This window comes from Olsenella porci (genome assembly GCF_009695875.1).
GTDB classification, from domain to species: Bacteria; Actinomycetota; Coriobacteriia; order Coriobacteriales; family Atopobiaceae; genus Olsenella_H; species Olsenella_H porci.
Window position 1 is genome coordinate 177,884 of the sequence record NZ_VUNC01000004.1, and the last position, 26,867, is coordinate 204,750.

General features: G+C 64.3%; 15 protein-coding genes. 6 read left to right on the forward strand and 9 right to left on the reverse strand.

The window, feature by feature from the left end:
- Window positions 1-921 carry an ABC transporter substrate-binding protein gene (locus FYJ68_RS06525; RefSeq protein ID WP_154435216.1) on the reverse strand — a complete coding sequence of 307 codons (921 nt, stop codon included), beginning with the start codon at window positions 919-921 and terminating at the stop codon, window positions 1-3.
- 1,835 nt (window positions 922-2,756) lie between these two features.
- Between FYJ68_RS06525 and FYJ68_RS06530 the strand changes: the two genes are divergently transcribed.
- Window positions 2,757-3,911: an FprA family A-type flavoprotein gene (locus FYJ68_RS06530; protein WP_326832253.1), complete on the forward strand. Its 1,155-nt coding sequence runs from the start codon at window positions 2,757-2,759 to the stop codon at window positions 3,909-3,911.
- A 116-nt stretch (window positions 3,912-4,027) separates the two neighbouring features.
- On the opposite strand, the gene FYJ68_RS06535 is transcribed toward FYJ68_RS06530, so the two are convergent.
- The 3 genes from FYJ68_RS06535 to FYJ68_RS06545 all read right to left on the reverse strand — a co-directional run bounded on the left by FYJ68_RS06535 (window position 4,028) and on the right by FYJ68_RS06545 (window position 8,330).
- On the reverse strand, window positions 4,028-4,558 hold the full coding sequence (locus FYJ68_RS06535) for a nitroreductase family protein (protein ID WP_195837743.1): 531 nt from the start codon (window positions 4,556-4,558) through the stop codon (window positions 4,028-4,030).
- 160 nt (window positions 4,559-4,718) lie between these two features.
- Window positions 4,719-7,457, reverse strand: a complete 2,739-nt coding sequence (gene mgtA, locus FYJ68_RS06540) for a magnesium-translocating P-type ATPase (protein WP_154435220.1) — start codon at window positions 7,455-7,457, stop codon at window positions 4,719-4,721.
- 522 nt (window positions 7,458-7,979) lie between these two features.
- Window positions 7,980-8,330, reverse strand: coding sequence for a winged helix-turn-helix transcriptional regulator (locus FYJ68_RS06545; RefSeq protein WP_154435222.1), 351 nt, complete (start codon window positions 8,328-8,330; stop codon window positions 7,980-7,982).
- A gap of 135 nt (window positions 8,331-8,465) precedes the next feature.
- Here FYJ68_RS06545 and FYJ68_RS06550 point away from each other — a divergent pair, with 135 nt between their 5' ends.
- Together FYJ68_RS06550 and FYJ68_RS06555 are read left to right on the forward strand one after the other, a co-directional pair.
- Entirely contained in the window at window positions 8,466-9,248 is a 783-nt protein-coding gene (locus FYJ68_RS06550) for a dioxygenase family protein (RefSeq protein WP_154435224.1), read from the forward strand.
- Window positions 9,249-9,348: 100 nt separating this feature from the next.
- Window positions 9,349-9,903 (forward strand): NADPH-dependent FMN reductase, encoded by a 555-nt coding sequence (locus FYJ68_RS06555; protein WP_154435226.1) that lies wholly within the window; start codon window positions 9,349-9,351, stop codon window positions 9,901-9,903.
- A 1,496-nt stretch (window positions 9,904-11,399) separates the two neighbouring features.
- Here FYJ68_RS06555 and FYJ68_RS06560 read toward each other — a convergent pair.
- Complete coding sequence (locus FYJ68_RS06560) at window positions 11,400-11,756, reverse strand: DUF1304 domain-containing protein (RefSeq protein WP_154435228.1); 357 nt, start codon at window positions 11,754-11,756, stop codon at window positions 11,400-11,402.
- A gap of 349 nt (window positions 11,757-12,105) precedes the next feature.
- Here FYJ68_RS06560 and FYJ68_RS06565 point away from each other — a divergent pair, with 349 nt between their 5' ends.
- Window positions 12,106-12,903, forward strand: a complete 798-nt coding sequence (locus FYJ68_RS06565) for an HAD family hydrolase (protein ID WP_154435230.1) — start codon at window positions 12,106-12,108, stop codon at window positions 12,901-12,903.
- A 162-nt stretch (window positions 12,904-13,065) separates the two neighbouring features.
- Window positions 13,066-13,344: a hypothetical protein gene (locus tag FYJ68_RS06570; RefSeq protein ID WP_154435232.1), complete on the forward strand. Its 279-nt coding sequence runs from the start codon at window positions 13,066-13,068 to the stop codon at window positions 13,342-13,344.
- A 385-nt stretch (window positions 13,345-13,729) separates the two neighbouring features.
- On the opposite strand, the gene FYJ68_RS06575 is transcribed toward FYJ68_RS06570, so the two are convergent.
- The gene (locus FYJ68_RS06575; RefSeq protein WP_154435234.1) at window positions 13,730-15,331 is read right to left on the reverse strand and encodes a Wadjet anti-phage system protein JetD domain-containing protein; all 1,602 of its coding nucleotides are present in this window, start codon (window positions 15,329-15,331) and stop codon (window positions 13,730-13,732) included.
- Between the two features lie 200 nt (window positions 15,332-15,531).
- A complete protein-coding gene (larD, locus tag FYJ68_RS06580) occupies window positions 15,532-16,257 on the reverse strand; it encodes a D/L-lactic acid transporter LarD (protein WP_326832254.1) in 726 nt (241 codons plus the stop codon).
- A 411-nt stretch (window positions 16,258-16,668) separates the two neighbouring features.
- Between larD and FYJ68_RS06585 the strand changes: the two genes are divergently transcribed.
- Window positions 16,669-17,427 carry a DUF4230 domain-containing protein gene (locus FYJ68_RS06585; protein ID WP_154435236.1) on the forward strand — a complete coding sequence of 253 codons (759 nt, stop codon included), beginning with the start codon at window positions 16,669-16,671 and terminating at the stop codon, window positions 17,425-17,427.
- 732 nt (window positions 17,428-18,159) lie between these two features.
- Here FYJ68_RS06585 and FYJ68_RS06590 read toward each other — a convergent pair.
- Both FYJ68_RS06590 and FYJ68_RS06595 read right to left on the reverse strand, forming a co-directional pair.
- Complete coding sequence (locus FYJ68_RS06590) at window positions 18,160-21,633, reverse strand: ABC transporter ATP-binding protein/permease (protein ID WP_154435238.1); 3,474 nt, start codon at window positions 21,631-21,633, stop codon at window positions 18,160-18,162.
- 339 nt (window positions 21,634-21,972) lie between these two features.
- On the reverse strand, window positions 21,973-26,865 hold the full coding sequence (locus FYJ68_RS06595; RefSeq protein ID WP_154435240.1) for a Cna B-type domain-containing protein: 4,893 nt from the start codon (window positions 26,863-26,865) through the stop codon (window positions 21,973-21,975).
- Between the last annotated feature and the right edge of the window lie 2 nt (window positions 26,866-26,867).

The following is a 26,867-nucleotide window of genomic DNA, read 5'->3' on the forward strand; positions in this document are numbered from 1 at the left end:
CTAGCCCTGCTTCCCTCTGAGGTCGAGGATGTAGGAGTACGCCTCGGCCCAGCGGTCGTTGGGCTTGTACTCGAAGAGGTCCTTGGGCAGGACGTCGACCCTTCCCTCCTTGGAGGCTGCGAGCGACGACCACGCGGGCTGGGACTGGAAGTCCTGTTCAAAGGCCTCGCGCGCCTTGTCCTCGTCCCCGCGGGGAATCACGAAGACGTAGTGGGGGTCTGCCGCCACGATCGCCTCTACCGAGAGGTCATCGAGCGCGCTGCCGTCGTCCGCGATGTTGTGCATTGACAGGTTGTCGAGGATCTCGCAGGCGAAGTAGTCCGACTTCGCGACCTTGGCCTTGGTGGACGAGACCAGCAGCGCGAGGTAGCTCACCTGGGGGAGGTCCCCCGCCTTCGCCTTGACGCCGTCGATCGCGCTCGCCACGTCCTCCACGTTCTTCTCGTACAGGTCGCCGCGGCCGCTCAGCTGGGTGAGCTCCTGCATGTTGCTGGCGTAGTCGTCAAAGGAGTTGACGTCCACCTCGCGCCACGCGATCCCCGCGTCGTCCAGGCCGGACTCGAGCTCCCGCTGCGTGGGGACCTCGCCGGTGAGAAGCACGAGGGTGGGTTGGAGGGAGACGATCTTCTCCAGGCTGGGGTGGGCGCTGGTGCCCACGACCTGCACGTCTGACGGCAGCCCGTCGAGGTCGGTCGCGTCCTTGGAGACGCCGACCGGCGGCAGCCCCGCGAGGACCGCCATCTGCGCCAGGGAGCGCAGGGTCGCGACCACGCGCTGGTTGCCGGAGGAGCTTTGGGAGTCGCTGTCCCCTCCGCCGGAGTCGGAGGCGCTGGCGGCACCCGACCGCTGCGCGGCGCACCCGGCGAGGGCGCCGGAGCCAAGCACCATGGCAAGACGCAGGAAATCTCTTCTCTCGAGCACGGGGCCTCCCCCATTGGCGGACAACCGCCGCCTGGTTTCAAAAAGAACCTTAAAGATGCTGTGAAGATATCAGAGCGCGGGATGTCTTTCCGTTGTCCTCGCAACAGATTCCGGCCTCTGGTCAAAGTGGAGGGCTCGACGAACGCGGGGAGGGAGCTGCGCTGCCGGGGCTGCCTCGGGGACGGGCAGACGACGTCGTCGCGGCGTGGACGGGAGCCGTCGAGACCGTCGTCGCCCGTCCCTCGTCTCACCCGCGGGCCGCTGTCGGACATTCCATCTGGGGATGGACCGGATATCCCACGCCAACTGCCAGTTTGAGGGGCGGTGGAAGTCAAGGAAGGGAGAGTGGCCGGTGGCCCTCGGGGAAGGGTAATCGCCCCCGATCCTCCACTCGGAATGCGCGGGCAGCCCAGGGCATTCCTCAAGATGGGGCCAACCGCCTCAACAGACCACGCCGCTCGTGACCGGGGAATCGGGGTCATTGAATGGATCGGGCATCTGCCGCCCAGCACGGGCAGCCACCCCGCAGATCATTCCGTCTCCATGCCCCTTCGAGCGACATTCCGCCCGAGAATGGGGCCGTGACCTTGGCCACCCCCTTCTTCGACGGACCGACTGGCGGAAGGTCGCCGTGCGAGCACTCGTGCAAGGCTTCCGCTGCCAATCAGGGTGGGAAAGGGACCGGTTTGACTGGGGCTCGCTCGCGTGAGTGCTCACGCGAGGCGTTCGTTGCCAGAGGACGAAGCCACATATGTTCCTTGAGCCGCCCACCTGGAAAACGTCGCTTCACCCGCAGGCCTCTCTTGACCACAAAGTGCTCACACGCGCTCCTCTACCAGAAGTGCCTTGGCTCCCGCCGGAAAAGCCCCCAATGGCCAAAGAGGGAAAGGGGCCGCGTCCTCTGTCGGAAGCTTCCCCGGGGACCGTGCCCTTTCCCTTCTCTGAGCCCTTCTATCGGCATGGGCCAGCATCAAGGGTCGAGCCGTGGCAACGGATTCCCGATGTGAGCACTTTTGTCGGGCCATCTCCTTCAGACCGCGAGACGAGCGCCGAGTTTCTGCAGGTGATTGGGTCGCCTTGGGTCACCGGGGCCAGCCCATGGCAGCAAACTCCCGATGTGAGCACTCACTTCGGACTCCTCTTGCCAATTGGGTTGGAAGTCGAAACCAGATGGCGACGGGAGCCTGACGTGAGTGCTCACATCAGGCTTCGGCTGCCAGTGATTTATACCTGGAATCATGGCTGGTCTTATTACCTGCGGTTACGCTGAAATCAACCGGCCAGGGACACAGGGGACTCGCGACGAAGGCACTCACATCGGGCGCTACATGCCATGGTTTGAACTCCGATGCTGTCCGCAGGCGTCAAATTACGTTCAAGGGAAATTCGCTCCACGTCCACGGAGGCCCTCCCGTGAGATGGGCGGGCTTCCCCCTTCTTTGACATCCGATGGCCTTTGCCCCTCACCAACGGCTTCCACCGAGCGCGTTGGCGCCTGTCTGCTGAGGAAATGCGAGTATTGGCAATTGGGAAGGCCACGCAACTGAGGAAAGCGGAGTATTGGCAGTCGAAGACGCCTGTTTTCTGCCAACACTCGCGATTCCTCAGCGGAATCCGTCCGGAGATTGCCAACACTCGCATTTCCTCAGCAGCTCCCGTTGTCGGACGCCGTCCTGCCCACGCAAACACGCCTCCGCACCGTTGTCATCCTCGACCCCGCCGCAGCCCGAGCCTTAATCGCGCCCAAGATCCCACGCGTCCCGTCGCGGTAGAATCGCGTGGACTATGTGTGAGCGGGTGAGAAGGAGTCTCTCCCCTTCCCAAAGGAGGAAGCTGTGAAGGTCTCTGACGACATCGCCTTCGTAGGCGTGAACGACCACAGGATCGACCTGTTCGAGGGCCAGTACGACGTGCGCGAGATCGGCATGTCCTACAACTCCTATGTGATACTGGACCAGAAGGTCGCGGTCATGGACAGCGTGGACGCCGCCTTCCGCGACGAGTGGTTTGCCAACCTGGACCAGGTGCTGGGCGACAGTAAGCCCGACTACCTGGTGGTCCACCACATGGAGCCCGACCACTCCGCTAACATCGCGGCGTTCATGGACCGCTATCCCGAGGCCCAGGTCGTCTCGTCCGCCCAGTCCTTCAAGATGATGCAGGCCTACTTTGGCGTGGACTACAGCGACCGCGGCGTGGTCGTGAAGCAGGGCAGCACCCTCAAGCTGGGGAAGCACACCCTGAGCTTTGTCGCCGCCCCACAGGTGCACTGGCCCGAGGTCATGTTCAGCTACGACGAGACGGACAAGGTGCTATTCTCGGCGGACGCCTTCGGCAAGTTTGGCGCGCTCGACGTTGAGGACGACTGGGTCACCAACGCCCGCAGCTACTACTTTGGCATCGTGGGCAAGTTTGGCAAGAACGTCCAGATGGCGCTGAGCAAGGTCGCAGGCTGCTACGTCAAGGCCATCTGCCCGCTGCACGGACCCGTGCTCACGGGCGACCTCTCGCGCTACCTGCGCCTGTACGACACCTGGTCGAGCTACCGCCCCGAGCAGAGCGGCGTGACGCTGGCCTACACCTCGGTGTACGGCCACACCAAGGAGGCGGTGCGCGAGCTCGAGGCCAAGCTGCGCGACGGCGGCGCCACGGTTGCCACCTTCGACCTGGCGCGCGATGACATGGCCCAGGCGCTGGCGAGCGCGTTCCGCTACGACCGCCTGGTCCTGGCCACCACCACCTACGCCAACAGCTACTTCCCCTTCATGCACACGTTCGTGACCGACCTCGTGGAGCACAACTACCAAAACCGCACCGTGGGCATGGTCGAGAACGGCAGCTGGATGCCCGTCGCCGCCAAGCAGATGCGCGAGGCACTGGAGGGGCTGCCCAACATCGCGTTCGCCCACAACGTCGTGACCCTCAAGGGAGCACTCAACGACGACTCCCGCGGCCAGCTCGACGCCCTGGCCAAGGAGCTCCTGGCCTAGCGTTGGCAGGGGAGACGGGCGCGGCTCCCACATGGCCAATCGGCACAACACGGGGGAGGTCCCACTGGGGCCTCCCCCGTTTTCGCCTTGCGCAGGCGAGGGGAACGGGCCTCTCGCTAGATCCTCACGACCATCTGGTCCAGGGGCCGCCGGTCGCCGTGATGGTGGCTGGGCTCGACGCCCTCGGCGGGATACCCCAGGTCGAGCAGGCACACCGGCACGACACCGTCCGGGGTCCCCAGGGCCTCGGCCACGGCGCGTGTGTCATATCCGCGGGCCCACAAGGTCCCCAGCCCCAGGTCGGTGGCCTCCATCATCATCTGGTCGCAGGCGATGGAGGCGTCCATCTCCCGCGTGGTGTAGTCCTCGTACAGGGTCTCGTGCCTGTTGTGGTACACGCGCGAGAGGTCGCAGCACACCGCCAGCACCACGGGTGCGTCAAAGGCCATGCGGGTCGCCTGGCGCAGGCGGGCGAGAGACTCCGGCGACTGCACCACATAGACCACGATCGGCTGGAAGTTGCACGCGGAGGGCGCGATGCGCCCAGCCTCCAGGACCTTGTCCAGCTTCTCGTCCTCCACGGGGCGCTGGTCGAACCTCCTCACCGAGAAGCGCCTGCGGGCGAGGTCGAGGTAGTCCTTCTCCATGTGTCCTCCCAACTGGGCCCCTGGGGGCCAGGCTTGTGTTCCGTCGCGCCACAGCATACCGCTCGGGAGGCGCGGGGTGCCTGCGGGGGGCCGCCACCGGGACGGAGGGGCCGCAGCAACCCCACCGAGGCGCCGCGCGCCGGCACACCGCCCACATCCCCTACATCAGGTGGCCAAAGCGGCGCACGTAGAGCGCCCTCATCACCATGACCAGGGCGACGTAGCCCAGCACGATGAGCGGCAGCATGCCGAGGAACGCCGCGGGGATCGCCGCCATGCCCAGTGCGGTCCCCACCCCGGTGAAGGGGATGACCAGCGCCAGGGCGATGGCGACGGCGCCGAGCAGCAGCACGCGCCAGTCGGCCATGCTCTGGAAGAACGGGATGCGCTCCGTGCGGACCAGGTGCACAAAGAGCACCTGTGTGCACATGGACTCGGCAAACCAGCAGGCCTGGAAGGTCCCCGCAAACAGGGCGGCGGCAGCCGGATTGCCCGCGACCTGCGCCCAGGTGCCGCCCGCGACCGTCGGGCACACCACAAAGAACAGCAGCGCGTAGGTCAGGATGTCAAGCACCGAGCTGGTTGGCCCAATCCACCGCATGAAGCTCGCAATGGAGCCGGGCTGCCAGGCACGCGGGTGCATGAGCTCCGAGCCGTCGACCCTGTCCCAGGGGATGGCCGTGCAGGCGCAGTCGTAGATGAAGTTGAGCAGGAGCAGCTGCACGGCGGTCATGGGCAGGAAGGGCAGGAACACGCTGGCGACCAGCACCGAGAAGATGTTGCCAAAGTTGGAGCTGGCGGTCATCTTCACGTACTTGTTCATGTTGAAGTAGGTGCGGCGCCCCTCGACGATGCCGCGCTCCAGCACACCAAGGTCCTTCTCCAGAAGGATGATGTCCGCCGCCTCCTTGGCCACGTCGGCACCGGAGTCGACCGACACGCCGCAGTCGCTGGCACCCATGGCAGCCGCGTCGTTGACGCCGTCGCCCATGAAGCCGACCACGTGACCGCGGGCGCGCAGGGCCCTGACCACGCGTACCTTCTGGTCGGGCGAGAGCTTGGCAAACACCGTCACGTCCTCAACGCGGGCATCCAGCTCCTCGTCGCTCATCCCCGCGATCTGCGCGCCGTCCAGGGTCCCCCGCACGTCGAGCCCGATGGTGCGGCACACGTTTGCCGCGACCCTCATGGAGTCGCCCGTGAGGACCTTGGTGGTGACCCCGTGCTGGGTCAGCGCCGCCACGGCATCGGCCGCGCTCCGCTTGGGCGGGTCAAGGAATGCCAGGTACCCAATCAGCGTCATCCCCCGCTCGTCACTGCCCGAGAGGACCCCGACGCCCGACGGGTCGGCCTTGCGCGCCACGCCCAGCACGCGCATGCCCTTGTCCGCCAGGTCGTAGGCCTTCTGCAGGACGATGCGCTGCATGTCGTCGGTGAGCTCCACGACCTCGCCGTCAAACTCAACGTCGCTGCAGACCTGCAGCACCTCCTCGATCGCGCCCTTGGTGATCATGCGCGTGTTGCCGTGGGAGTCGCCCACCACCACGCTGACGCGGCGGCGCTCAAAGTCGAAGGGGACCTCGTCCAGCAGGTGCCACTCGCTGGTGAGTGCGTCCACGTCCAGCCCGGGCGTGCCCGCACGCCCCTCCTCGGTCGCGCGCCGGATGATGGCGGAGTCGATGAGGTTGCGCATGCCTGTCTCGTAGAAGCTGTTGAGGAAGGCGTAGCGCAGCACGCGACTATCTTGCTCCCCCATCACGTTGAGGTGGCGCTCCAGGACCACGCGGTCCTCGGTGAGCGTTCCGGTCTTGTCGGTGCACAGCACGTCCATGGCACCCAGGTTCTGGATGGAGTCCAGGTGTTTCACGATCACGCGGTCGCGCGAGAGGTCCACTGCCCCCTTTGCCAGGCAGGTCGTGACGATCATGGGCAGCATCTCGGGCGTCAGGCCCACGGCCACCGAGAGGGCAAACAGCAGTGCGGAAAGCCAGTCTCCCTTGGTGATGCCGTTGATCACAAACACCAGCGGCGCCATGACGACCATGAGTCGCAGGAGCAGCCTGCTGACCGAGGCGATGCCCTCGTCGTAGGCGGTCTTGCCGCGCTTGACCCCCAGGCTGGAGGCCATATTGCCAAACATCGTGTTGGCGCCCACCGCGCACACCACGGCGACGCCGCTGCCCGAGACCACGGTCGAACCCATGAACACGATGTTGGAGAGGTCCGTGGCCGCCATGCTCCCGTCGGATGCCGCCTGGGGGCAGGCCGCCGCGGTCCTCTCCACCGGAATGCTCTCGCCCGTGAGCGAAGACATGCCCAGGAAGAGGTCGCGAGCGGATATCACGCGCGCGTCCGCCGGAACGATGTCACCCGCGGACAGGTGCACGATGTCACCCACCACCACGTCTGCCAGCGGGACCTCGCTGCGGCCGCCGTCCGCGCGCTCCACGCAGCAGGTGGTCTGGATGGTCTTTGCCAGGGCCTCCGCGGCGTCACCGCTCCTGCCCTCCTGCACAAAGCGGAGCGTCGCCGAAAGCAGGATCATCGCCACAATGATGATGACCGTGGACGGGTTGCGGTCCCCCGGCGCGGAGAAGATCACGTCGGTGAGCAGCGAGACCAGCGCAAGGAGCGCGAGGATGCCCGTGAACGGGTCGAGAAACGCCTTGAGGAAGCGGACCGGCGCGGAGTCCCTGTGGCCATGCGAGACCTCGTTGGCCCCGTACGAGGCGCGCGAGAGCTCTATCTGGGCCTGGGAGAGGCCCTTTCTTTGCGAGTTAAGCTCGGCGAGCGCGTGGTCCACGTCGAGAGCGGATATCCTGCGCAGCCAGTCGAACTGGAACTCCCTGCGCTCCTGCGCCCTCTTGTCGGTTACGGTCTTCTTGGTGTGCAGCGCCATAGCGGCACCTCCCCTGCACGGGGCTTGGCACGTGGCCGCCCGCATGGGCATCTGGCACGCGCGGGGACCGGCGGGCGCTGGGCGCGACTACCGGCGGCGTCCGCCACCCCGACCGGCGGCCGCCATCCCATGTGAGTACGTTGTGGCTGTTCGATGCGAACTGTCGCCGTCCATGGATGGCACCTCCTCTTGGTCGTGGCATCTGTCTGGGCCATGGCTGCCCCTTCCGCCCCACCGTGGGGCGGCTGTAACCAACATGGTACCCACCCGTGCGAGTGTGCAAGCGCGGGTGAGAAATACGCGACACGCGCATCCCAACGTGTCGCCCTGGCAGGGGGCGGGAGCAGGTCGCCGCGCTCGTCTCACCTGGAAAGGGAGACTCTGGTGGCCCGCCCGTGCCGCTCAGGAAGTCACCTCGCCTCGGCCGACGCGGATGGCTCGGACCACACGCAGCCGCACCTGTCTCGCCCGGCGAAGGGACGCGGGGCCGCTCGTCCGCCCCTCCCCTACGGCGAGTCATGCCTACTGGTCCTTGCCTTCCCTCTCCCTGAGGTAGTCGATGTACCGCTCGCCCCACGTCTGGATGCTGTCGAGCACCGGCCCAAAGTCGCGGCCGATTGCAGTGAGCGAGTACTCCACGCGCGGCGGGACCTCGGGAAACACCTCACGCTTCACGAGCCCCTCTGCCTCGAGCGCCTTGAGCTGCGACGACAGCGTGGAGTGCGTGAGGTTGGGCATGAGCCTCTGGAGCTCGCCAAACCGCAGGGTGCCCCCGCTCAGGTGGTGCATCACGAGGATGGCCCACTTTCCTTGCAGGAGCCTCTGCGCCGTCACGAACGGGCAGTTGCCAAAGCCGTCCTGTCCCCTGTCCATCTCCCCTCCCCTTGGTATGCCAGAAGATACCTGGTAGCGAGAAAAAACGTTATTTGCTGTCTCAATTGTAGCAGTTATGCTTGCTATAGTACAAAGTCACTACCTACTAGCAAGCAACAACCAAGGAGGTTCGAGATGGCTGACACGAGGCAGTCCGCACTGTTCGTGGGACACGGCGACCCGATGATGGCCCTGCGGGACGACGACGTGGCGCATGCGCTCGGGAGAGTCGGTGCCCGCATGAAGGCGATGGCGCCCAGGGCAATCCTGGCCGTCTCGGCCCACTGGTACACGCGCGGGACGCTGGTGCAGAGCGACCCACACCCGCGCCAGGTCAACGACATGTACGGGTTTCCCGAGGAGCTGTATGCAATCCACTACCGCCCCGAAGGCAACGCGCAGCTGACCGAGCGCGTGCGGGAGCTTCTGGGCGACGACGTCCAGGTGGATGACACCTGGGGAATCGACCACGGCGTCTGGACGCCGCTGCACCACATGCTCCCCAAGGCGGACGTGCCCGTGGTGGAGCTCTCCGTGAACGGCCTGCGCGACGCCCGGTACGCGTACGACCTGGGCAGGAGGCTCGCCCCTCTCCGCGACGAGGGCTTTGTGGTGATGGGGAGCGGCAACGTGGTCCACAACCTCCGCCAGGTGGAGTGGGACAACCCCGACGGCACGCCACAGAACGTGGCCTTTGACCAGGCGGTGCGCAAGGCGGTCGAGGCGCGCGACGACCAGGCGGCGGTGGACTACCAGGCGCTTCCCTCGTGGGATTACGCAGTGCCTACACCGGACCACTACCTGCCGCTCCTGACCGTGCTGGGGGCATCAGAGGGCGAGGCCCCGGAGGTCTTCAACGACGTGAGGAACCTGGGGGCAATCTCGATGACCAGCTACGCCTTTGGGCTTGCTGGGTAGGAGCGAGGCAGGGCCAGAGCGGCCCCGCGCAATGGTGACAAACCCGCGGTGTTATCGCGGGGAGTTGACGGATTCGCAGAACAAAGGGAAAGGATCGAACATGGCAGAGAAGAACGTGCTCATCGTGGTGGGGACCCTGCGCAGGGACGGGTTCAACCTGCAGCTGGCAAAGAGGATCGAGGAGCTGCTCAAGGGGCGCGCCAACGTGAGCTACCTTGACTACTCGCAGCTTCCGCTGATGAACCAGGACCTGGAGGACCCCGAGCTCCAGGCCGTTGCCCAGGTGCGCCAGGCCGTGCGCGACGCAGACGGCGTGTGGTTTGTGAGCCCGCAGTACAACGCGTCGTTCCCCGGCCATGTCAAGAACCTGGTCGACTGGCTGAGCCGCCCGCTGCCCGGAAAGGGTCGCGACTCCGCGGCCATCGGCGGCGTCAAGACCACGGTCTCTGGCGCGGGCGGACGCACCGCCACCGCCGAGATGCGCGAGGCACTGGACAACCTGCTCGAGTTCGTGGGGGCCAAGACCCTTCGCGAGCACGAGACCGGCATCGCCCTGTCCGGCGAGTCCTGGATGTCCGGCAAGCTGACCCTCTCCCCCGAGGACGAGGCGGCACTGGCGGCACAGGCAGACGCCTTCCTGGAGTTCATCGCGTAGCCAAGGGCACGATTCAAGCGAATTGCGGGCACCCCCAGACCCAAGCTTTGGGAACGGGGGTGCCTTTTTGTTGGGTGAGAAGAGCGCAGGGATGCGGCCCAAACCCCACCCACCGGCATCGCGGGTCACGTTGTCCCGACGGAGGAAGAGAGGGCAAACCTTAAGCTCCGAGGTCAACGCACGCGAGACGGACTCAAGTCTAAGAAGGGACGGGTCGGTTCCCGTCCTGTCTCGAAGCTCCCCCGCACATGTTCGGCCCAGTGTCGTCCAGTCTGCTTCGGCCCGAAGCCACACCGGTCATGGCGGAGTATCAGCGGGCTAGGAGAGGGAAGGATTAACCCTCGCCCAGCCCTGCAAGTACGTCCTCCCAGCCCAGGCCCTCTCAGGAAATGGCTTGCCCCAACCTGCTGCTCCCCCTGGAGGACCCCGTCAGAAAGTCCACCCTATGTGTACACGCGGGATGAACTTTCTGACATGGGCCCCATCTCCCAGCGGGCGGAAGTCTTATCCCCGTCGGAAATCGCACCCTATGTGTACACGCGGGGCGCACTTTCTGGCAGCCGTTAGGCCGCGAGGGTCTTCCCTGCCTAGAACCCCGCCCCGCGTGTACACGCGGGGCGGACTTTCTGTCATCGGACCCGTCTCTCGACGGTTGGACTTACCCTCTCTGTCGGAAAACGCCTCGCGTGTGTACACACGGCACGCGTTTTCCGACGCGGGGCCCCTTGGCATACCGCCGACCTCAGGCTCCGCGCCACGACGACCGTGACGGGGGATCTATTGGCTGAGAATGGAGCGGGCAACCGCCTTCCGGGCAAGCCAGCCCCTCCACGTGCAGCGGATCGCTATCCCCCCTCCCAGAGCCCTTCCCTGCAGGGGAGGGCCACCGTCGCGGATTGGGGGCCTACCGCGGAATGCCCGCTGGCAGCAAACTCCCGATGTGAGTACTCATAGCAGGAAGTAGTTGCCATCGGAGGGAGGGCAGACGATCGGCTGGCGGCAAATCGCTCGAGCGAGCACCTGCGCGCGGTCCCGGAGATGGACCTTGGCAGCAACTCGCTCACGTGAGTGCTCACGCGAGCCGTTTGCTGCCAGGGGCAGGGACATCCGTTTATTCTTTGAGGCTTTTACCTGCACCGATGGCATGTGATCACAGGACTCCGCCGGCAGCCCTTCCGAAAAAGTGCTCGCGCTGAGCCTCCTCCACCAAGAGGGACGACGAACGAAAGCCAGACGGGAAGGACCAGTCCACGATTACGAGACACCGCCATGTCCACCCCTTCTTTGAGTTCTTTTGAGCAGCCCGGGGGGCGTAATCCCTTACGTCCCCCGGGAGATTGCGGAACGGATTGTTTGGAGCGGAGGACGTCACCCGCGGGGCCGGCGGGTGGGGTTTGGGGCACGTGGGCTCGCCCTTCTCCCCTGCTCTTGGCTGAGGTGGGACTTCGTCGCGAATGGGAGTCCCCCAGCAAACGCGTCGCCGACCAATCCCAGCCCTACAGCAGGCAGCTGAGAAGGCAGAGGATGGCAAGCCCTCCCTGCATGAGGATGATCTTGGGGTTGCTGGTGACGGAGCCGTACGCCGCAACGGCAACGATGTACAGCATGAGCGCGATGACGGCGGCTTTGCTCGCAAAGGCGAGGGCGGCGACCAGGATCAGCACGGCGAGCAGCCCGTTATAGACGCCCTGGTTCTTGAACAGGACGTTGACGCTGGGACGCGCAAGCTCGTCGGTCCCCATCCCGAACACCTTGGCGGTACGGTCGGAGGTGGTGGCGAACGTCTCGAGGTACATGATGAAGAGGAACTCGGCCGCAACGAGGACGGCGAGGACTGTGGTGACTGGCGACATGCTTATCTCCTATCAAATTAGTGTCATTACTTCCTGAGTCTACCCCGTCAGGCGCCTGGGGGCGACCACTCCCGAAATTGCCTCATGCCCCAAACGGCCTGTGCCGTGGAGCGGGAACACTTGTGGGAGAGGGGCCGACCACGCGCGCCACGCCCGGCTCGACGCATTCGGGCCCTACTAGTGCGATGCGTTCAGCCAGGCCCGACAGGACAAGTTCGCGCCTTTCCAGCGCGATGCATCCAACCATGGCTGGCGAGACGCGCCCAGACCTTGCGCGGAACTTACGCAGTCATGACGAGGGGGTACGACGATGGGTGAGGCTCGTCTCGCCCAGGAAGCCGGAGGTAGCATGATCAAGCTCGTTGCATCGGACATGGATGGGACCCTGTTGGACCAAGACTCCAAGGTCCCGCCCGAGACGTATGACCTCATCAGGGCGCTGGGTCGCCACGGAGTCCACTTCTGCGCAAGCTCCGGGCGACGCTACGACACGCTGTGCGAGTTCTTTGCGCCCGTGAGGGACCAGATGGACTTTGTGGCCTCCAACGGGACCCAGGTGTACGTGGACGGTCGGATGGTCGACCGCGAGGTCTACTCCACCGCGGCGCTGCGGCGGCTGCAGCGCTCCGTGGGGATGTTCGACTGCCTTCACCTGGCCGTTTTTGACAAGCGCGTGAGCTACCTGCTGGACGAGATGGCCAGCTACGAGCGGGAGCTGGACAAGGACCTCCCCAACGCCGAGCGCGCGAGCTACGTGCCGGGGCCCGAGGTCAGCGTGATCAAGGCGTCGATCTATTGCGACCGCGACGACGTGGTGATGGACATGGCCTATGCCCTGCAGCGCGAGATGGGCTCGGCGTTCACCTTTGCACCGTCGGGCAAGCGCTGGATCGACGTGATTCCGCGCGGGGTGTCGAAGGCGACGGGGCTGCGCCAGGTAATGCTCGCTCACGGCATCGAGCCGAGCGAGGTCATGGCGTTTGGCGACGCGATGAACGACTACGAGATCCTGCGCATGGTGGGTCACTCGCGGGCCATGGGCAACGGCCGCTACGCCATCAGACAGGTGGCAGACAAGGTCATCGGAACCAACGCCGAGCACAGCGTGCAGGCCGAGATGAGACAGCTGCTGGAGCAGCTGGGCTAGCTGTCGGGCGTGTGGCGCCGGCGGGAGGGGGCACTGGCGCGTGGCCGGGCTTCTCTCACCTGGCGCTGCAGCAGGGTTGCACTTCCCTGAGCCAAGGGCGGGCGCATGGGTCATAATCGACCGTGCGTCCGCCTTCAATGTCTTGTTAGGGAGAGGTGTCCCATGCTGGATTCCAAGTTCTTGAGCGTCGTGCTGGCAGCGGTCCTGGTGACCATCGGTGTGTTCATGATCGTGACGCGTCGGCAGCCGTTCGCCCGCAAGCGCGAGGGCGCCCTGGGAGCCGCCGACCGCAGACACGCGCTCCCCGGCGGCATCATCTGCCTCGCCGCCGGCATCGCGCTGATCCTCTCGTTCATGTTCCCGGGCAACAACCTGCCGACCTCGGTCGCAATCGTGGTCGGCATCGCCGTCGCGGGCGTGCTGGACTACCGCGCCCGCTAGCGGCTGCTGCCTGCGGTTGGACACTGCCGCCTGAGCTGGGGCGGCTACCCCGCAGATGCGACAGCCCGCTGCGAAAAGAGGACCTGTGGCAGCCCGAGCGGGAGATTGCGCGCAGGGGTGCTGAGAAAACTCGAGTTGTGGCAATCGGAAGGGTCCCCGAGGAGCAATAGCGGCTGGGGGGTGCTGAAGAATCTCGAGCTGTGGCAATTTGAAAGCCGCTGCCAGCGCTGAAATCGGTGTGTCAGTGGCAAAGGCACCTCCTTCAGCATCCCTCCATTGCCACGACTCGAGTTTTCTCAGCAGGTACCCCTCACGTCTCCCCCGGAGATTGCCAATACTCGCAATTCCTCAGCAGGTATCACTCGGGAACCCCGTCGCGTCGTCCCTACAGGTCGCGACGCGTGAGGATCTCCTGCGGAATCAGGCGGCAGCCCTCGATGACCGCCGTGGCGTACGCCGCCTCCTCCTCGGACATGCCCGAAAGGAGCAGCGACAGGTCGCCCACCTCTATGTTGATCTGGCCAGTTGCCTCGTTGTCCTCGGGGTTGGGGTAGCGCTCCATCGCGCGCTGCACCATCAGCCGGTAGGCGGGCACAAACGACGCGAAGGGGTACCTCTCGCCCAGCACGGCACGGAGCTTGTCCATGATCTCGAGCCCCGCACGGTCGATGTCGCCCCAGTACAGGACCTCCACCGAGTCGGCACCCAGGCTGTCGAGCAGCAGTGCGAGCCGGTTGCGCTCCAGCACGGGCGTGCCACCGCCCAGAACCACGGCGTGGATGCGCTCGCCCAGCACGGTCGTGCGGCCGTCCTCGTACATCAGGTCGTGGACGTCGAGCCAGGGATCCAGGTTCTCGGTAACCAGCACGCGCATGTGCTTGCGGCGGCGCGGCGCATGGAAGATCAGGTCCGCCTTGGGCATGGGGCGGTGGCGCACGATGTCTTCCACGCCCATGGCGCGGAGCAGCTTGAAGCCGTCGGAACCATACTCAAAGAACTTCTCGTCGCCACCCATCTGGTAGGCAAGCTGGCGGCGCGTGATGTCACCGGGGAGCATGCCGTCGCTCAGCGCCTCGTTGATGGCCTTGAGCTCGGGCTCGTACATGGTGTAGGCGGAGGGGTGCGAGAGGAGCCAGCCGTTGAGCCAGAAGCGCTGGTCAAGCTGCAGGATCTTCTCGCGGGCCTCGACGTCCGCCTCACCGCCGCGACGAACGTAGGGAACGTGGGAGAGACTCCGCTCCGCGTTGGGACCGGAGCCCGTTCCGGCGGGTTTGCCCTGGACGGAGTCCTCGTCGCGGCCGCGCTTGCGGAGGCGTCGGGGCGAGCGGCGCGAGTGCCTGCCACCTTCGCGCGCGGGCTTCACGCCGTCTTGGGCGGGGGCCGCGTCGGCCTTCGGGGCGGCTTGATCGCCGGCGGAGGGGGTGGCCTGCGACGGCGATTCGTTCGCCTCGCCTTGGTCCGAGGACGGCGCGCCGCCTACGGGAGAGGGTCCCGCCGCCTCGGGTTGCGACGTCTCCGCCTGGCAGTCATCGTCCCCATCCGCGGCGTCCGCCGCGTCGGGCGCGCCATCGGCCGCCGTGACGTCCGCCGTCTCTGCCGGCGAGACGGGCTCGGGGTCGCCGTCCTCGGGCCTCTCCCCCGCGTCGCCCGCCTGCGTCTGCGCCTCGGCCTCGTCCGCCGCCTGCGCGTCCGCCTCGTCCTCCTCAACTACGCCGTGGACGGCGAGCTCAAAGCCGTCTCCGTCCTCCGCCGGGCCAAGGGCCTCGGACTTCACCAGGTCGCGCAGCCCCTTCCCGGCCTCCGTGTCCTCGTATTTGCCCAGGATGAGGTCCAGGTCCTTCTCGGTGACCCGCTTGCCGCGCGAGCGGACGAGCCCGCTCGCAATCCCCGACGCCAGGCTGCGCTGCGCGGGCGACATGGCCTTGCACAGGGCGTCGCGTATCGCCTCGATGTCCGCGCGCTCCTGCGCGTTCAGCTTTCGTGACATATCCGTCCCTTCACAGGTTGCCCCTCAAGAATATTGCATATGCGGCCCGACGTGGGGTTTCGCGCGGCGCCGAGTTCAATTTCACATGCGAGGGGAGGGCCCGCGGCGCGCAAGCGAATCCGCCGCCACAAAAAGGCGGGGACGCCCGCTGGACGCCCCCGCCGGATGATGCGGACAGCATTGCGACCTCGCCCCTCTCCCTAGAAGATACCCAGGAATCCGTGCACAAAGAGCGCGGCACAGGCAGCTCCCACAAACGGGGCGATGCCGGGGACGAGAAGCCCGTAGCGCCAGTTGTTGTCCACCTTCCCCTTGATGGGAAGAAGCTGGTAGGCCATGCGGGGCCCCAGGTCGCGCGCCTGGTTCATGGCAAAGCCGGTCATGCCGCCCATGCCCATGCCCACGGCCCACACCAGGATGCCCACGCACACCGCGACAAGCAGCAGGTTGTCCCCGCCAAAGTGGGCGATGGAGAGGATACCCGAGACAAACACGAAGGTGTCGATGGCCTCGATGAAGAAGCTGCGCGGCAGGTCGTTGATCAGCGGGTTGGTGCTGAAGATGTTGCGGACGGCGACGCCATCGACCTTGCCGGCCGACACCTCAAAGGCATCCGCGTAGATGAGCCACGCCACCACGGCACCCGCGAGGCCGCCGAGCATCTCGGCGATTGCGTAGGGCACGAACATGCTCCACGGCACCAGCCCGAGCATGCACTGCGCCAGCGCCATCGCCGGGTTCATGCACACGCCGCCTCCAAAGACGAACAGGCACACCGAGATGCCAAAGGCCCAGGTGGTGATGGCAAACAGGTGGCCGGAGCCGTGGTACTTGGTCCCGTTGAGGACCGTGTCGCAGTGGACGCCCACGCCAAAGACGATCATGAGGGCGGTGCTAAGGAACTCGGCCATGATGGGTTTGAACACGCTGGAGCCTTTCTCGAGGAGGGGGGTCGGTGGTAAGCCCTTTGTCTACCTGTGCATAGTATGAACTCCAATTGTGTCAAGTCCTTTTCTGCACGCGGCAGTCTATCCAACGCGCACGGTCATCTGACGTTGGGACACGGGGATGGGCGGGAGAGAAACGCCACCACGCGGGCGTCACGCGATGCCACCGGGTGCGGCGGCTGCTTTGGTCGGGACGGTTCTCTCCCCCAGGGCTTCAGCCATATGAAGAAGGGCTGACGCGCGACCACGGGGTGTGCGGGCGGCCTTCACGGGGCATCATCACTTCGCACGCAGCTTTGCGCACGACGCGACTTCTCGCGCAGCTTTCCGCCCGCAAAGGGGCACAGTAGCCACAAAGCGCCACCCGCTAGGTCACAGGGAGGAGCACGCATGAGCACCTTGGACAACAAGCGCACGGGAGAGGACCTTCCCGCCAACACCACGACCAAAGCCAACGGCACCGCCCCCGGCGGGGAGCCCGGCGACCCCAGACACTTCGTACGACGGCACCGGCTGGGCAACCACCCCCGACTGCGACAGACGCTGCTGGCGTTCGTGGTCGGGGCGGTCGTGGCCATCGTGGTGGTCCTCGCCACACAGAACGGCGGGCTCGTGTCCGGCAGCGAGAGCCACGTGGACTCCACTACGATCAAGAACTCGTTCTCCGAGGTCGCCGAGCTGGCAACCGAGGAGTACAACTTTGCCAACGTGGGCAAGTACACCGAGGACGACCTCAAGGTGCTGGGCCTGAGCATCCCGTTCACGGGGAGCTCGTTCCTGGTCACGTACGAGGGAACCGCCAAGGCGGGGATCAAGGACATCTCGCAGGCGACGGTGACGGTGGACGACTCCGCCAAAAAGGTCAGCGTCACGCTGCCCAAGGCCGAGGTCCTCTCCTGTAGCATCGACCCGTCGAGCGTCCAGACGTACGACCAGTCGTTCAATCCCATCAACCAGATCACCGTGGACGACGTCACGACCTTCCTTACCAGCGAGGAGAAGAAGGCGTCGCAGGAGGCCGTGGACGGCGGGTTGCTCGACAAGGCAGACTCCCACGCGCAGGAGCTCGTGAAGGCGCAGGTCGAGGCCGTACTCAAGGGAGCTGGGGAGGATGACTACGAGGTCAGTGTGACCTCCGCTTCGGAGTAGACGCCGGGAGAGAAGGGCAGGGCAAACCGGTCGATACCCCTCTCGCCGGCATCGCAGGCCACGTGGCCCAGACCCGGGACGGCTCGCGCGTTTGCTCGCGCGGGCCGTCCCTCTCTCTCTTGCGGGGGAAGACGGATGGGCCAAGCTTCACCAAAACCGGTGAGCCCTCAAAGTCAAAGAATGGAATGTGACCGCCCCCCTCCCATGCAGCAAGTTCGTCGTGCAGGTCAGGGACTCACTCCCAAGCGGAGAGAAGAGTGGGAAGCCCGTACTCCCCACAACTGACGAGCTGTCATGGTCTAAGAAGGGGAAGGGGTGGCCCCACCGGGTTGGTACGTTTACGCAGGCGCAGCCTCCCCGCGGGAGGAGGGGCCAATCCCGGATCGGTCGACTGCCGCTACGCGCCGTGCCCCCGGGACTGGGATCCCTGCCGTCAGCAAACTCCCGACGTGAGTGCTCATTACGGGAAACAGCTGCCATCGAGGACCGGGGGAACGGTCGGCTGGCAGCAAACCGCCCGCGTGAGCTTCCACCGAACATCCCTCCCGGTCGATGAGCCTACACTCTCCGTGAGATGCCCCGCTCTCCCCTTCTTTGAGTCCTTCGGAGCGCGTCCGACCACGTGGCCCCATCGCAGGAAGAAGACGCCAAACCAGAACGCGAAGCCCCCTCCCGCACACGCGGAAGGGGGCCACCAACAAGACTCGGACACCGTCGAGCGGCGCCGCCGTCCTACTCGCTTCGGAGGGCCTCCACCGGATCGCGCCGCGAGGCGGACAGCGCGGGGATGATGCCCGCGATGAACGTCAACCCCACGCTGATGCCGATGAGGATCAGCGCGGATGTGACTGGCAGTGACATCACGTTGGGAACGCCCTGCCACGAGTACACCCATGAGTTGACCGGCCCCTCGACCACGTACACGACCGCGATGGCGAACACGCCGGACAGCAGGCCCTCGATGATCGTCTCTGCGTTGAAGATGCTCGCCACATTGAGCCGCGAGGCGCCCATCGCACGCAGGATGCCAATCTCCTTCTTGCGCTCGAGCACCGAGATGTACGTGATGATCCCGATCATGATCGAGCTCACCACCAGCGAGATCGAGACAAAGGCGATCAGTACGGTCGAGATCATGTTGGCAATGTTTGAGATCGAGGACATGAGCGTCCCGGCGATGTCGGAGTACTGAATGGTCGCGTCGCTCTTCCCATCCTTCTCCATCTTGGAATTGTAGGTGCCAATGGCGTCGAGCACCTTCTGCTTGGCATCGAAGTCCTTGGGATAGACCTGGATGGAGTCGGGCTGCTCCTCCTCGGCGTAGCCCAGTGTCTGCATGTTGGAGTCGTAGCTCAGGTCCTGGGCGTTCATGTAGTTGTTGAGCAGCGACGCCAGGTCCTGCTGCGTCATGTTCACGTGGATGGCGTTGGCAAACGCGGTGGTGTCGACCTTGAACCCGTTCTGGAGCGAGCTCTGCAGCTGCGCCATCTGGCTCTGCAGCTGGCCCGAGATCGCAGCGGAGAGCTGCGTCCCCAGCTTGGAGGTCATGGCCGAGACCTGCGTCTGCATCTGCTGGGCAAGCTGCGTTGCCATCACCTGCGCCGCCTGCGTCATGAGCGCCTGCATCTGCTGGGAGAAGTACGGGGCAAACTGCTCGGTAAGGTACTTGGACATGGCCTGGTTCACCACGTCGTCCGCCGTACCGCCCAGCTTCTGCCGCAGGTCGTCCGTGACCGCCTTCCCCTCTTCCGTGGCAAGGTAGTCGTTGAGCACGCCCTGGTAGTCGGGGTTCTCGCCCGTCATCTTCTGGACCTCGTCGGGGTTGGCGATGAGCCAGGCGGAGAAGCTCGACCCCAGCTTCTCGGACGCGTCCAGGATGTCCTGGCGCTGCTCATCGGTAATGCCGGTGATTGCGTCGGCGAGGCCGGAGTCCTCCAGGCTGAACTTGGGCGCCCCGCTCATGATCTTGGTCATGGTCTCGGTGCTGAAGACGCTCTGGAGCTGCGAGGTGTCAAGCTTCATGCCGTTGGCGTCAAAGCCCGAGACGTCCAGGCTCACGCCCGACAGGTCCAGGCTCCCCATGTTGGACCCTTCGAGCGCCGAGGTGTCAAACGAGAAGGCCTTCTTGAGCGCGTCCTCGTCCACGGTGAACAGCTTGCCCATGTCCAGCTGCTCGCCCTGGCTGTCCTGCAGCTCCTCGAAGGTCTTGCCCGTGAACACGTCCACGTCGGGGTTCGCCTTCTGCTCCTGCACAATCTGCGAGTCGGCCGCCTGCTGCATGAGCCAGCTGGTGAGGTCGCTGGTATAGGCGATGCCCTCCTGCATCAGCGTGGTGGACTCGCCGTCCTTGGGCTTCACGACGCCGACGACCTTGAGCGTGAGCCCCTTGTCCACGGCGGAGCGCATGAACGCGTCGTCCGACGACATGTCGGTCCAGCCGCCGGTCTCGGCGTTCTTCTGATACCTCGCCGAGGCGGGGACCACCTTGAAGGTCATGCCCAGCGCGTCTTGGATCGTGAACTTGGAGTCGACCTCGGGCACCGTGACCTTGTTGCCCTTGAGGGCGTCCTCGGTGATCTTGTTCATGTCGTCGATGTTGTAGAAGCCAAGGCTGTACAGGGTGTAGTCGGTGATGGTGCCGTCGGTGGAGAGGACCAGCACCGCCTCGTCGTAGGCTTTTGGCCACCGGCCGGCGACCACGCTCATCTGCGAGTCGAGCAGGTCCTGGCTCCCCACCAGCTCGTTGAACGACGAGCCCGACGAGCTCCCGCCGGTCAGCGCCGAGCCCGCGATGCCGCTCTGCAGGGTCTGTGCCATCTTCGACGGGTTGAGCTGCTCGGCACCCGAGGAGGTGTCCGTCTCGTACACCAGCGGCGTCACCCCGTAGGAGTACTGGATGGCGTTGACGTAGGGGGCGAACTCGCCCTTGTGGGAGTCGACGTACGACTTGAACGAGCCCAGGTCGTTGTTCTTCACCTCGGCGAACATGTCTGACATGATCTTGGTCTGGCCGATGGTCCCGTCGCCACCCGACGACGCCGTGCTTGTGGTGGACGAGGAAGACGTTCCCATCCCCATGCTGCCCATCGCGGTCATGAGGTTGGTGAAGTCGAAGCTGCTCTTGGTGATGGTGAGCGGGTACGACGACAGGGCGCTCTGCTCGGTGTCCTCGATGTAGTTGTTGACGCCATTGGACAGCGCAAGGATTGCCGCGATGCCGATGATGCCGATGGACCCCGCAAACGCCGTCATGAACGTGCGGCCCCGCTTGGCCATGAGGTTGCTGAACGAGAGCGACAGCGCGGTGAGGAACGACATCGACGCCCGGCCGGCCTTGGGATTACGACGCGAGCCGCGGGCCCCGTCCCTCTCCCCCGCCGAAACCGCCGCGGGGAGGACGACCGTCTGGTCGGGCACGACGTCCTCGGGTGCAGCCCCGAGCGAGACGGGCGCGGCAGCCACGGTCGCGGCCTCCTCCGCCGGAGTCGCGTCGCCCTCGCCCCGGGCCTCCGCCTCCAGCTCCTGGTCGGAGACGGGGTTGGAGTCGCTCTCGATGTGCCCGTCGCGGAAGCGCACGATGCGCGTGGCGTAGCGCTCGGCGAGCTCGGGGTTGTGGGTGACCATGACCACCAGGCGGTCCTGCGAGACCTCCTTGAGCAGCTGCATCACGTTCTCGCCCGTCACCGTGTCCAGGGCACCCGTGGGCTCGTCCGCAAGCACGATGTCCGGGTCGTTCACCAGGGCGCGGGCGATGGCCACGCGCTGCATCTGCCCGCCCGACAGCTGGCTGGGCCGCTTGTTGACCTGCTCCCCCAGGCCAACGCGCTCGAGCGCCTGCACAGAGCGGCGGCGCCTCTCGCCCGAGCCCACGCCCGCCAACGTCAGCGCCAGCTCCACGTTCTTGAGGATGGTCTGGTGCGGGATCAGGTTGTAGCTCTGGAACACGAAGCCGATGCGGTGGTTGCGGTACGTGTCCCAGTCCTTGGAGCCAAAGTCCTTGGTCGAGACGCCGCCCACCACGATGTCGCCCGAGTCCGCGTGGTCAAGACCGCCGATAACGTTGAGCATCGTGGTCTTGCCCGAGCCCGAGGGGCCCAGAATCGCGGCGAACTCGCTGTCTCGGAAGCGGAGGTTGACGTCGTCCAGCGCGACCGTCGTGGTCCCGCCGGTGGTGTAGGTCTTGCGGATGTCCCTGAGCTCAATCATGTGCGTCCCTCATCGTTGGAATTCTGCTTCCAATCTTCCCAGAACTTTCTGGATAAACCCTTGGGTTAGCGGCGTTTGTGTGCAAGTTTGGCGTCCCCTCATAAGGGCCAGCCTCAACCGCGGGAGCGCCAGGATAAGAAGGATACGGGCTACGGCTCCTCAACGTAACATCAGCCCGCGCCAGGTCAGAATCCATTCGCGCCATGGGAGAGGTCGGGGGCAACGGGACCGACTCCCTCCCCCAAGGCTTGGAGGGTAACCAACCAGTACGCAGCATGGCGCCCCGGGGCGGAGTCACCGTCCCGGGGCGTCACTGTTCACGCCGTATGGTCCTCTCGCCTAGCCGTTGCGCCGACGCCACCTTAGGGCGAGAAGCACGCAGGCGCCAAGAGCGAAAGCCCCTCCGATGGCAGGCAGCGAGCTTGGGGTCCCGCCCGTCGAGGGCAGCTCGTACCCCTGGTTCTTCTTGGCGGAGTTGGTCACCGTGATGGTGCCGGTCTGGATGCCGGCGTTGTTGGTGTACGACACGTCGTAGGAGCCCGTGCCAGCGTCATAGGTCGTGCCGTTGACGGTGTAGCTCAGCTCCTTTACGGCATAGTAGACGTCCTTGCCATCCACCTGCTTTGGCAGGTCGTCCCAGTTGTACGTCCAGCCGTTTGCGGCGGAGACGTCCACGGAGCTTCCCACCTGCACGCCAGCAGCATCGTCCAGTATCTGGGGCGGCTCGGCCCAGGGGTTGTTCGGGTCCTCCGTAAGCGTCACGTCATTGCCAAGGTTCTGCTTGACCTCGATTGTGGTATCGGCCGTAACGTTACTTATCGTTACCGATATGGCGCTGTTCGAGGTGAACGTGTGAGTGTCACCGTACTTCTGTCCGTTTACATACACATCGAAGCTGCATCCACCCCAAAGCCCACCGACGTTGAAGGTGAAGTCACTGCCCTTCTTGATGGCGACAGTACCGTCGCTCACGCGATTGCCCGTGAGCTTCGTCTCATTGCTCCAGTCTTGGTTCCCCTTCGCCGTGACCGTAACGTTGACGCTGTTGTCGTTGTCGACCATCTTCGTGTACCGATAAAGGGCAAGCTTGGCGGAGGCATCGGCGGGAGCATCCTTTGCAACTCCGTTCTCATCGGCCCAGGCCTTCTTCGCCGTCAGACGCTTGTACTCGTTGGTCACATACATCGTGCTCGTCTTGTTGTCCTTGAAGAAGTCCACGTCGGATGCCGTCAGCGTGCCACCCGACTTGTTCGTAGCGTTGCTCGCGTTTGCTGCTGAGAAGGCCGCATCGTCCGAGATCGGGGACCCCGTAGTGGGAACGTTCTTCACGATGAAGAAGTGCTCGGCATCGGTCGCGTAGCCGGCTTGCCCCTTGGTCTCGGTCAACCTGTAGAGGGTGTTTGGCTGCAGGCTATCCTCGTTGAGCTCGTAGTCATACGTAATAGAACCCTGGGCATCCGTGACGAGCTGATTGGTGGTCTGCTTGTCCACCCACGTGTTGCCGTTCCAATACGAGAGCTTGAACTCCACGCCCGAGAGCGTCCTGCTTATGTCCGCGGCGTCCACCTTGTAGAGAACGAGACGCCCCATGTGGATGAAGGCACCACCGCTTGCCTCCTTAAGGCTGATGGAGCCTGACTTGGAGTACTTGCCATTAAGGGAGGCGTTGTTGGTGACCTTCATACCATCGCCAAAGGAGTTGTCCAGCGTGTACTCATAGGTCAGCACGCAGGCGCGCTTGTCCGGGACCTCCACCGTGATGGTGTGAGTCTTGGCGTCATACGTTGCCTTGAAGTTCTCGATGGGACGGTCAGGGTCGTAGTGGTGCTCCTTGGAGTAGTCATAGGCATAGAGCTTGATCGAGGACGGGTCAAGGTCGCTGTCGACGCTCCCCGAGTCAAACTTGTCAGTAAGCGTGAGCACGTCCGAGTTGGGGTCGAGGTCCTGTCCCGCAGCGTTGATCTCCACGTAGTAGCGCAGGTTGTTGGTGGGCTCGCCGTTCGTGTCGTAGAGCTGCTCGCCGCTCTTCGAGACCTTCTCGTAGTTGCGGTTTACCTCCGTCTTTTGCGTAGAGGTGCTCTTTCCCCACGTGGCAGTATTCTCATAGGTCTTCTTGGTCGATCCGTTGTTCCAGGACGGGTCAGACCCGATCGAGACGTCGTAATACAGGTAGAGGGTGGGCTTGCTGGCATCGTACTGGTAGCCCGGAAGCGTGATCTCGAGCTTGGTTCCACCATCCACCGGAGTACTTACGACCCTCGGTGCCTTGTCACCGCTGAACGTCTTGTCGTCGTAGTACTCGTTAAACCTCGCAGAGACAGAACCGTCGACGTACGTCATGCCCTCGGGAATGACGTCGGTGATCACAAGGTCACCGTTGTCCGAGGCGGTGGGAGTAAGCGCAATGCGATAGGTGAGCTTGCCGTCCTGAATCTTGTCGAAGTCAAGAGACGCGTTGCCGTCTGTATAGGCATGGTCGCCCGTCTTGACCGCCTTGAGCATGCGATGCGGCCTCGTGTAAGTGAAGCTGGGGGTGGATTTCACGTCTCCGACCTTGCCCTCGTTGCTGGCAGAGATCGTCCCACCCTCATCAACCTTGGTGGTATCCACGTATGTGGGGTACTCGCCGGTCCTCATGTCGAGCGCCTTGACAGTAGCTCCTTTTGCGATGTCGACATGTACCGTGAAGCTCTTCACATGCGTCGTCGTGTCGGTCGCAGCAACCTCGTGGCCCTTGGTGGCGTCCTTATCATCGTAGTAGGTCACCGTGAAGGTGACGTCGTGCTTCGTTCCATCTTGCTGCGGCCAGTAGTCATCGTAGTACGCTTCGCCATTACCCTGGTAAAGGTACCTGCTATAGCCGTCAACGTTGATGAAGAGGCCGGTCGTGGCGTCGACGCCCGTGTTCTGGGCGCTGCTCCTGAACACCTTGTCGAGCTCCGCCGCTATCGCATAGTGGCTGTCTGCACCAAGGCCCACGCCATTGCCATCCGTGGCGTCCTCGATCGTGTCCTTATAGGTAAAGCTCGAGAGCGCGCCGCCAGGCAGGGTGACCGTTGGAGACCACGTCTCCTTTCGGACCCCCGCACCCTTCTCGTCCGCTGCGCCATCGGTCTTGTGCTGCTTGCTGACCTCGGTGGTGCGGTGCTTTACATCGACAGTTCCAACAGAGTCGACGGTGCCATTATTTGTCGTCGTGGTAGCCGTGTTCGAGATCTGGCCATCGCTCGAAGGGGCATCCGTGTAGATGTCGATGTAGTACTTCTGGGTCTTCTGCGCATCCCTTAGACCAAGCTGGGAGAAGTTGAAGTCTACTGAAGAGTCACCGACGTTGCCAAAACGGCCGTATTCTTTGCCGTTAGAATCCCTCACAACGTACTGCTGCGTCAACTTGGTGCCCTTGGGAAGGCTGTCGGACACCTTCCAGTTGGAGATGTCCTTACCGTTGGGGTTGACCTCAACCGTCCAGATGACGTGGTCGGTCTTGGGATCGTAGGAACCCCACTTCTTGGCGTCCTGTTCAAATCTCACGGTCTGAGAGGAGCTGCCATTCTTGCCGCCGGAGGTGGCGGAAGCCTGGTTTACCACGTTCGTGTCCGAATTCTTGGACGTCTGGTTGGTGTCCACGGTATAGGTGAGCACATACTTCTCACCTGCGGAAAGCTGGGGGAGGTCGGAATACGAGAAGGTCGGGCCGTCTATTCTGCTGTCATTCCAGGTGGCGGAATTGTCAAGCGACTGCTCAGCCCCGTTCGAGAGCTTCTTGAGCGTGAGAGTCCCCTTTTCGTAGGCAGGGGTGGCGTTGCTGGTATTCCACCTGCTCAGACAGTCAGAGATGTTTACCGTGCTGGGGGTGCCCTTCTCCGTTGAGACGGTCACCGTGTAATAGATCTTGCTGTCGTCCTCACTCTTTGTCGCCGTCTTCTCGACCTTGATGTCGTGGCTGGTGTCCTCGCCGCCACCGCCGCTCTCCTTCTTCTTGACGGTGATGGTCCCACCCTGGCCACCAAAGTTGATGTCGGTAGACTCGCCGCCGCCATCTTTGCTAACGATGCCCTGGAAGTAGACGCCGCCACCATACGTACTCCCTTCTGCAATGGCGGTCTTGTTGAAGTCCAAGTTAATGGTGCCATCATTCGAGTTCCAGGTCCAGGTGCCAACGTTCTTCCCGTCAGGCGTGGTGAGATTGCCACCTTTCACATCTTTTGGATTCAATCCTGTCGGAACTTTATAGGAATACTTATGGTTGTCTGTGCTTATGGGAACCGAAAAGGTGATGGTCGTCTTAACGTAGTCACCGTCGGTGAACTCCGTCGTGGGGTCACTGTACGAGCCATCGTCATTCTTCTTCTTGACCGACACGGATGTGATGTAGTTCGTAAGGTCCACGGAGCCGGAGCCAGCGCGGGCCCCGACACGTGCGACAGGCGCAGCCGCGGAGATGGCATCAGCCTGTGCGTCTGCGTCCTGCGACGAGGAATCGTCCGTCTCGCCCGTGCCGTCCGTCGTGGCGTCGGCAACGGCCTCCTGGTCCTTCTGCTCCGCCGCCTTCGTGACCTTGAGAGTGACGGCATCATTCAGTTTGATGGTCACAAGGCCGCTGTCGTCGCAGGCTAGCTGGTCAAAGCCCAGGTCGATGTCCACGTAGCCGGAGAGGTCGCTTCCCACCTGCGCCTGCTCCGCTGCAGCGCTGTCGCTCGCGTCTCCCGCGGGGGTGCCGGCGTTTGCCTTGGTCACGTCGTCGTTGAAGGTGAGGGTCAGAACCCCGTCCTTAATCTGGTAGCTGCCGATCTTGGTGGCATTGGCGTTGGTGGGGTCCGTTACGGTGACGCCGGAGACTACGTCGCCGGAGACGGGAGCCTTGCTCGTGTCGATGCTCACGCCCTCGGGCAGCTGGTACTGCAGCACCGAGCCGTTTGCCAGCGTGCCGGCGGGCAGCTTGAAGGCCACGCGCAGCTTCAATGACGAGTCCGCGCTCACTGGTGTGGTGGGATCCCCTGCCTGCCACGCGTCGTCACCCGTGCCAGCAGCCTTTGAGAAGACGGCGGACTGGTCCGTGATGGCGTTGCGGAGACTGTCCCCGCCGGTGAGGGCGTGGGCGGGATACATCAGCAGCACGCCACAGACAACGGCGACCACCGCGCCCGCAACCGCCGCGATCCCGCGCCAGTCGCGCCTCCTCCGGTTGTCCCGGAGCATCCTGCTGACCTTGCGAATGAAGAGTCGGTCCATCG

What these genes read in the sequence shown, in the direction of transcription:
- FYJ68_RS06535 (WP_195837743.1), bottom strand. Translation starts at nt 4,558, where the DNA reads ATGGAGAAGGACTACCTCGACCTCGCCCGCAGGCGCTTCTCGGTGAGG.
- FYJ68_RS06590 (WP_154435238.1), bottom strand. Translation starts at nt 21,633, where the DNA reads ATGATTGAGCTCAGGGACATCCGCAAGACCTACACCACCGGCGGGACC.
- FYJ68_RS06585 (WP_154435236.1), top strand. Translation starts at nt 16,669, where the DNA reads ATGAGCACCTTGGACAACAAGCGCACGGGAGAGGACCTTCCCGCCAAC.
- FYJ68_RS06545 (WP_154435222.1), bottom strand. Translation starts at nt 8,330, where the DNA reads ATGGACAGGGGACAGGACGGCTTTGGCAACTGCCCGTTCGTGACGGCG.
- FYJ68_RS06575 (WP_154435234.1), bottom strand. Translation starts at nt 15,331, where the DNA reads ATGTCACGAAAGCTGAACGCGCAGGAGCGCGCGGACATCGAGGCGATA.
- FYJ68_RS06560 (WP_154435228.1), bottom strand. Translation starts at nt 11,756, where the DNA reads ATGTCGCCAGTCACCACAGTCCTCGCCGTCCTCGTTGCGGCCGAGTTC.
- FYJ68_RS06595 (WP_154435240.1), bottom strand. Translation starts at nt 26,865, where the DNA reads ATGGACCGACTCTTCATTCGCAAGGTCAGCAGGATGCTCCGGGACAAC.
- FYJ68_RS06550 (WP_154435224.1), top strand. Translation starts at nt 8,466, where the DNA reads ATGGCTGACACGAGGCAGTCCGCACTGTTCGTGGGACACGGCGACCCG.
- FYJ68_RS06570 (WP_154435232.1), top strand. Translation starts at nt 13,066, where the DNA reads ATGCTGGATTCCAAGTTCTTGAGCGTCGTGCTGGCAGCGGTCCTGGTG.
- FYJ68_RS06565 (WP_154435230.1), top strand. Translation starts at nt 12,106, where the DNA reads ATGATCAAGCTCGTTGCATCGGACATGGATGGGACCCTGTTGGACCAA.
- FYJ68_RS06555 (WP_154435226.1), top strand. Translation starts at nt 9,349, where the DNA reads ATGGCAGAGAAGAACGTGCTCATCGTGGTGGGGACCCTGCGCAGGGAC.
- mgtA (WP_154435220.1), bottom strand. Translation starts at nt 7,457, where the DNA reads ATGGCGCTGCACACCAAGAAGACCGTAACCGACAAGAGGGCGCAGGAG.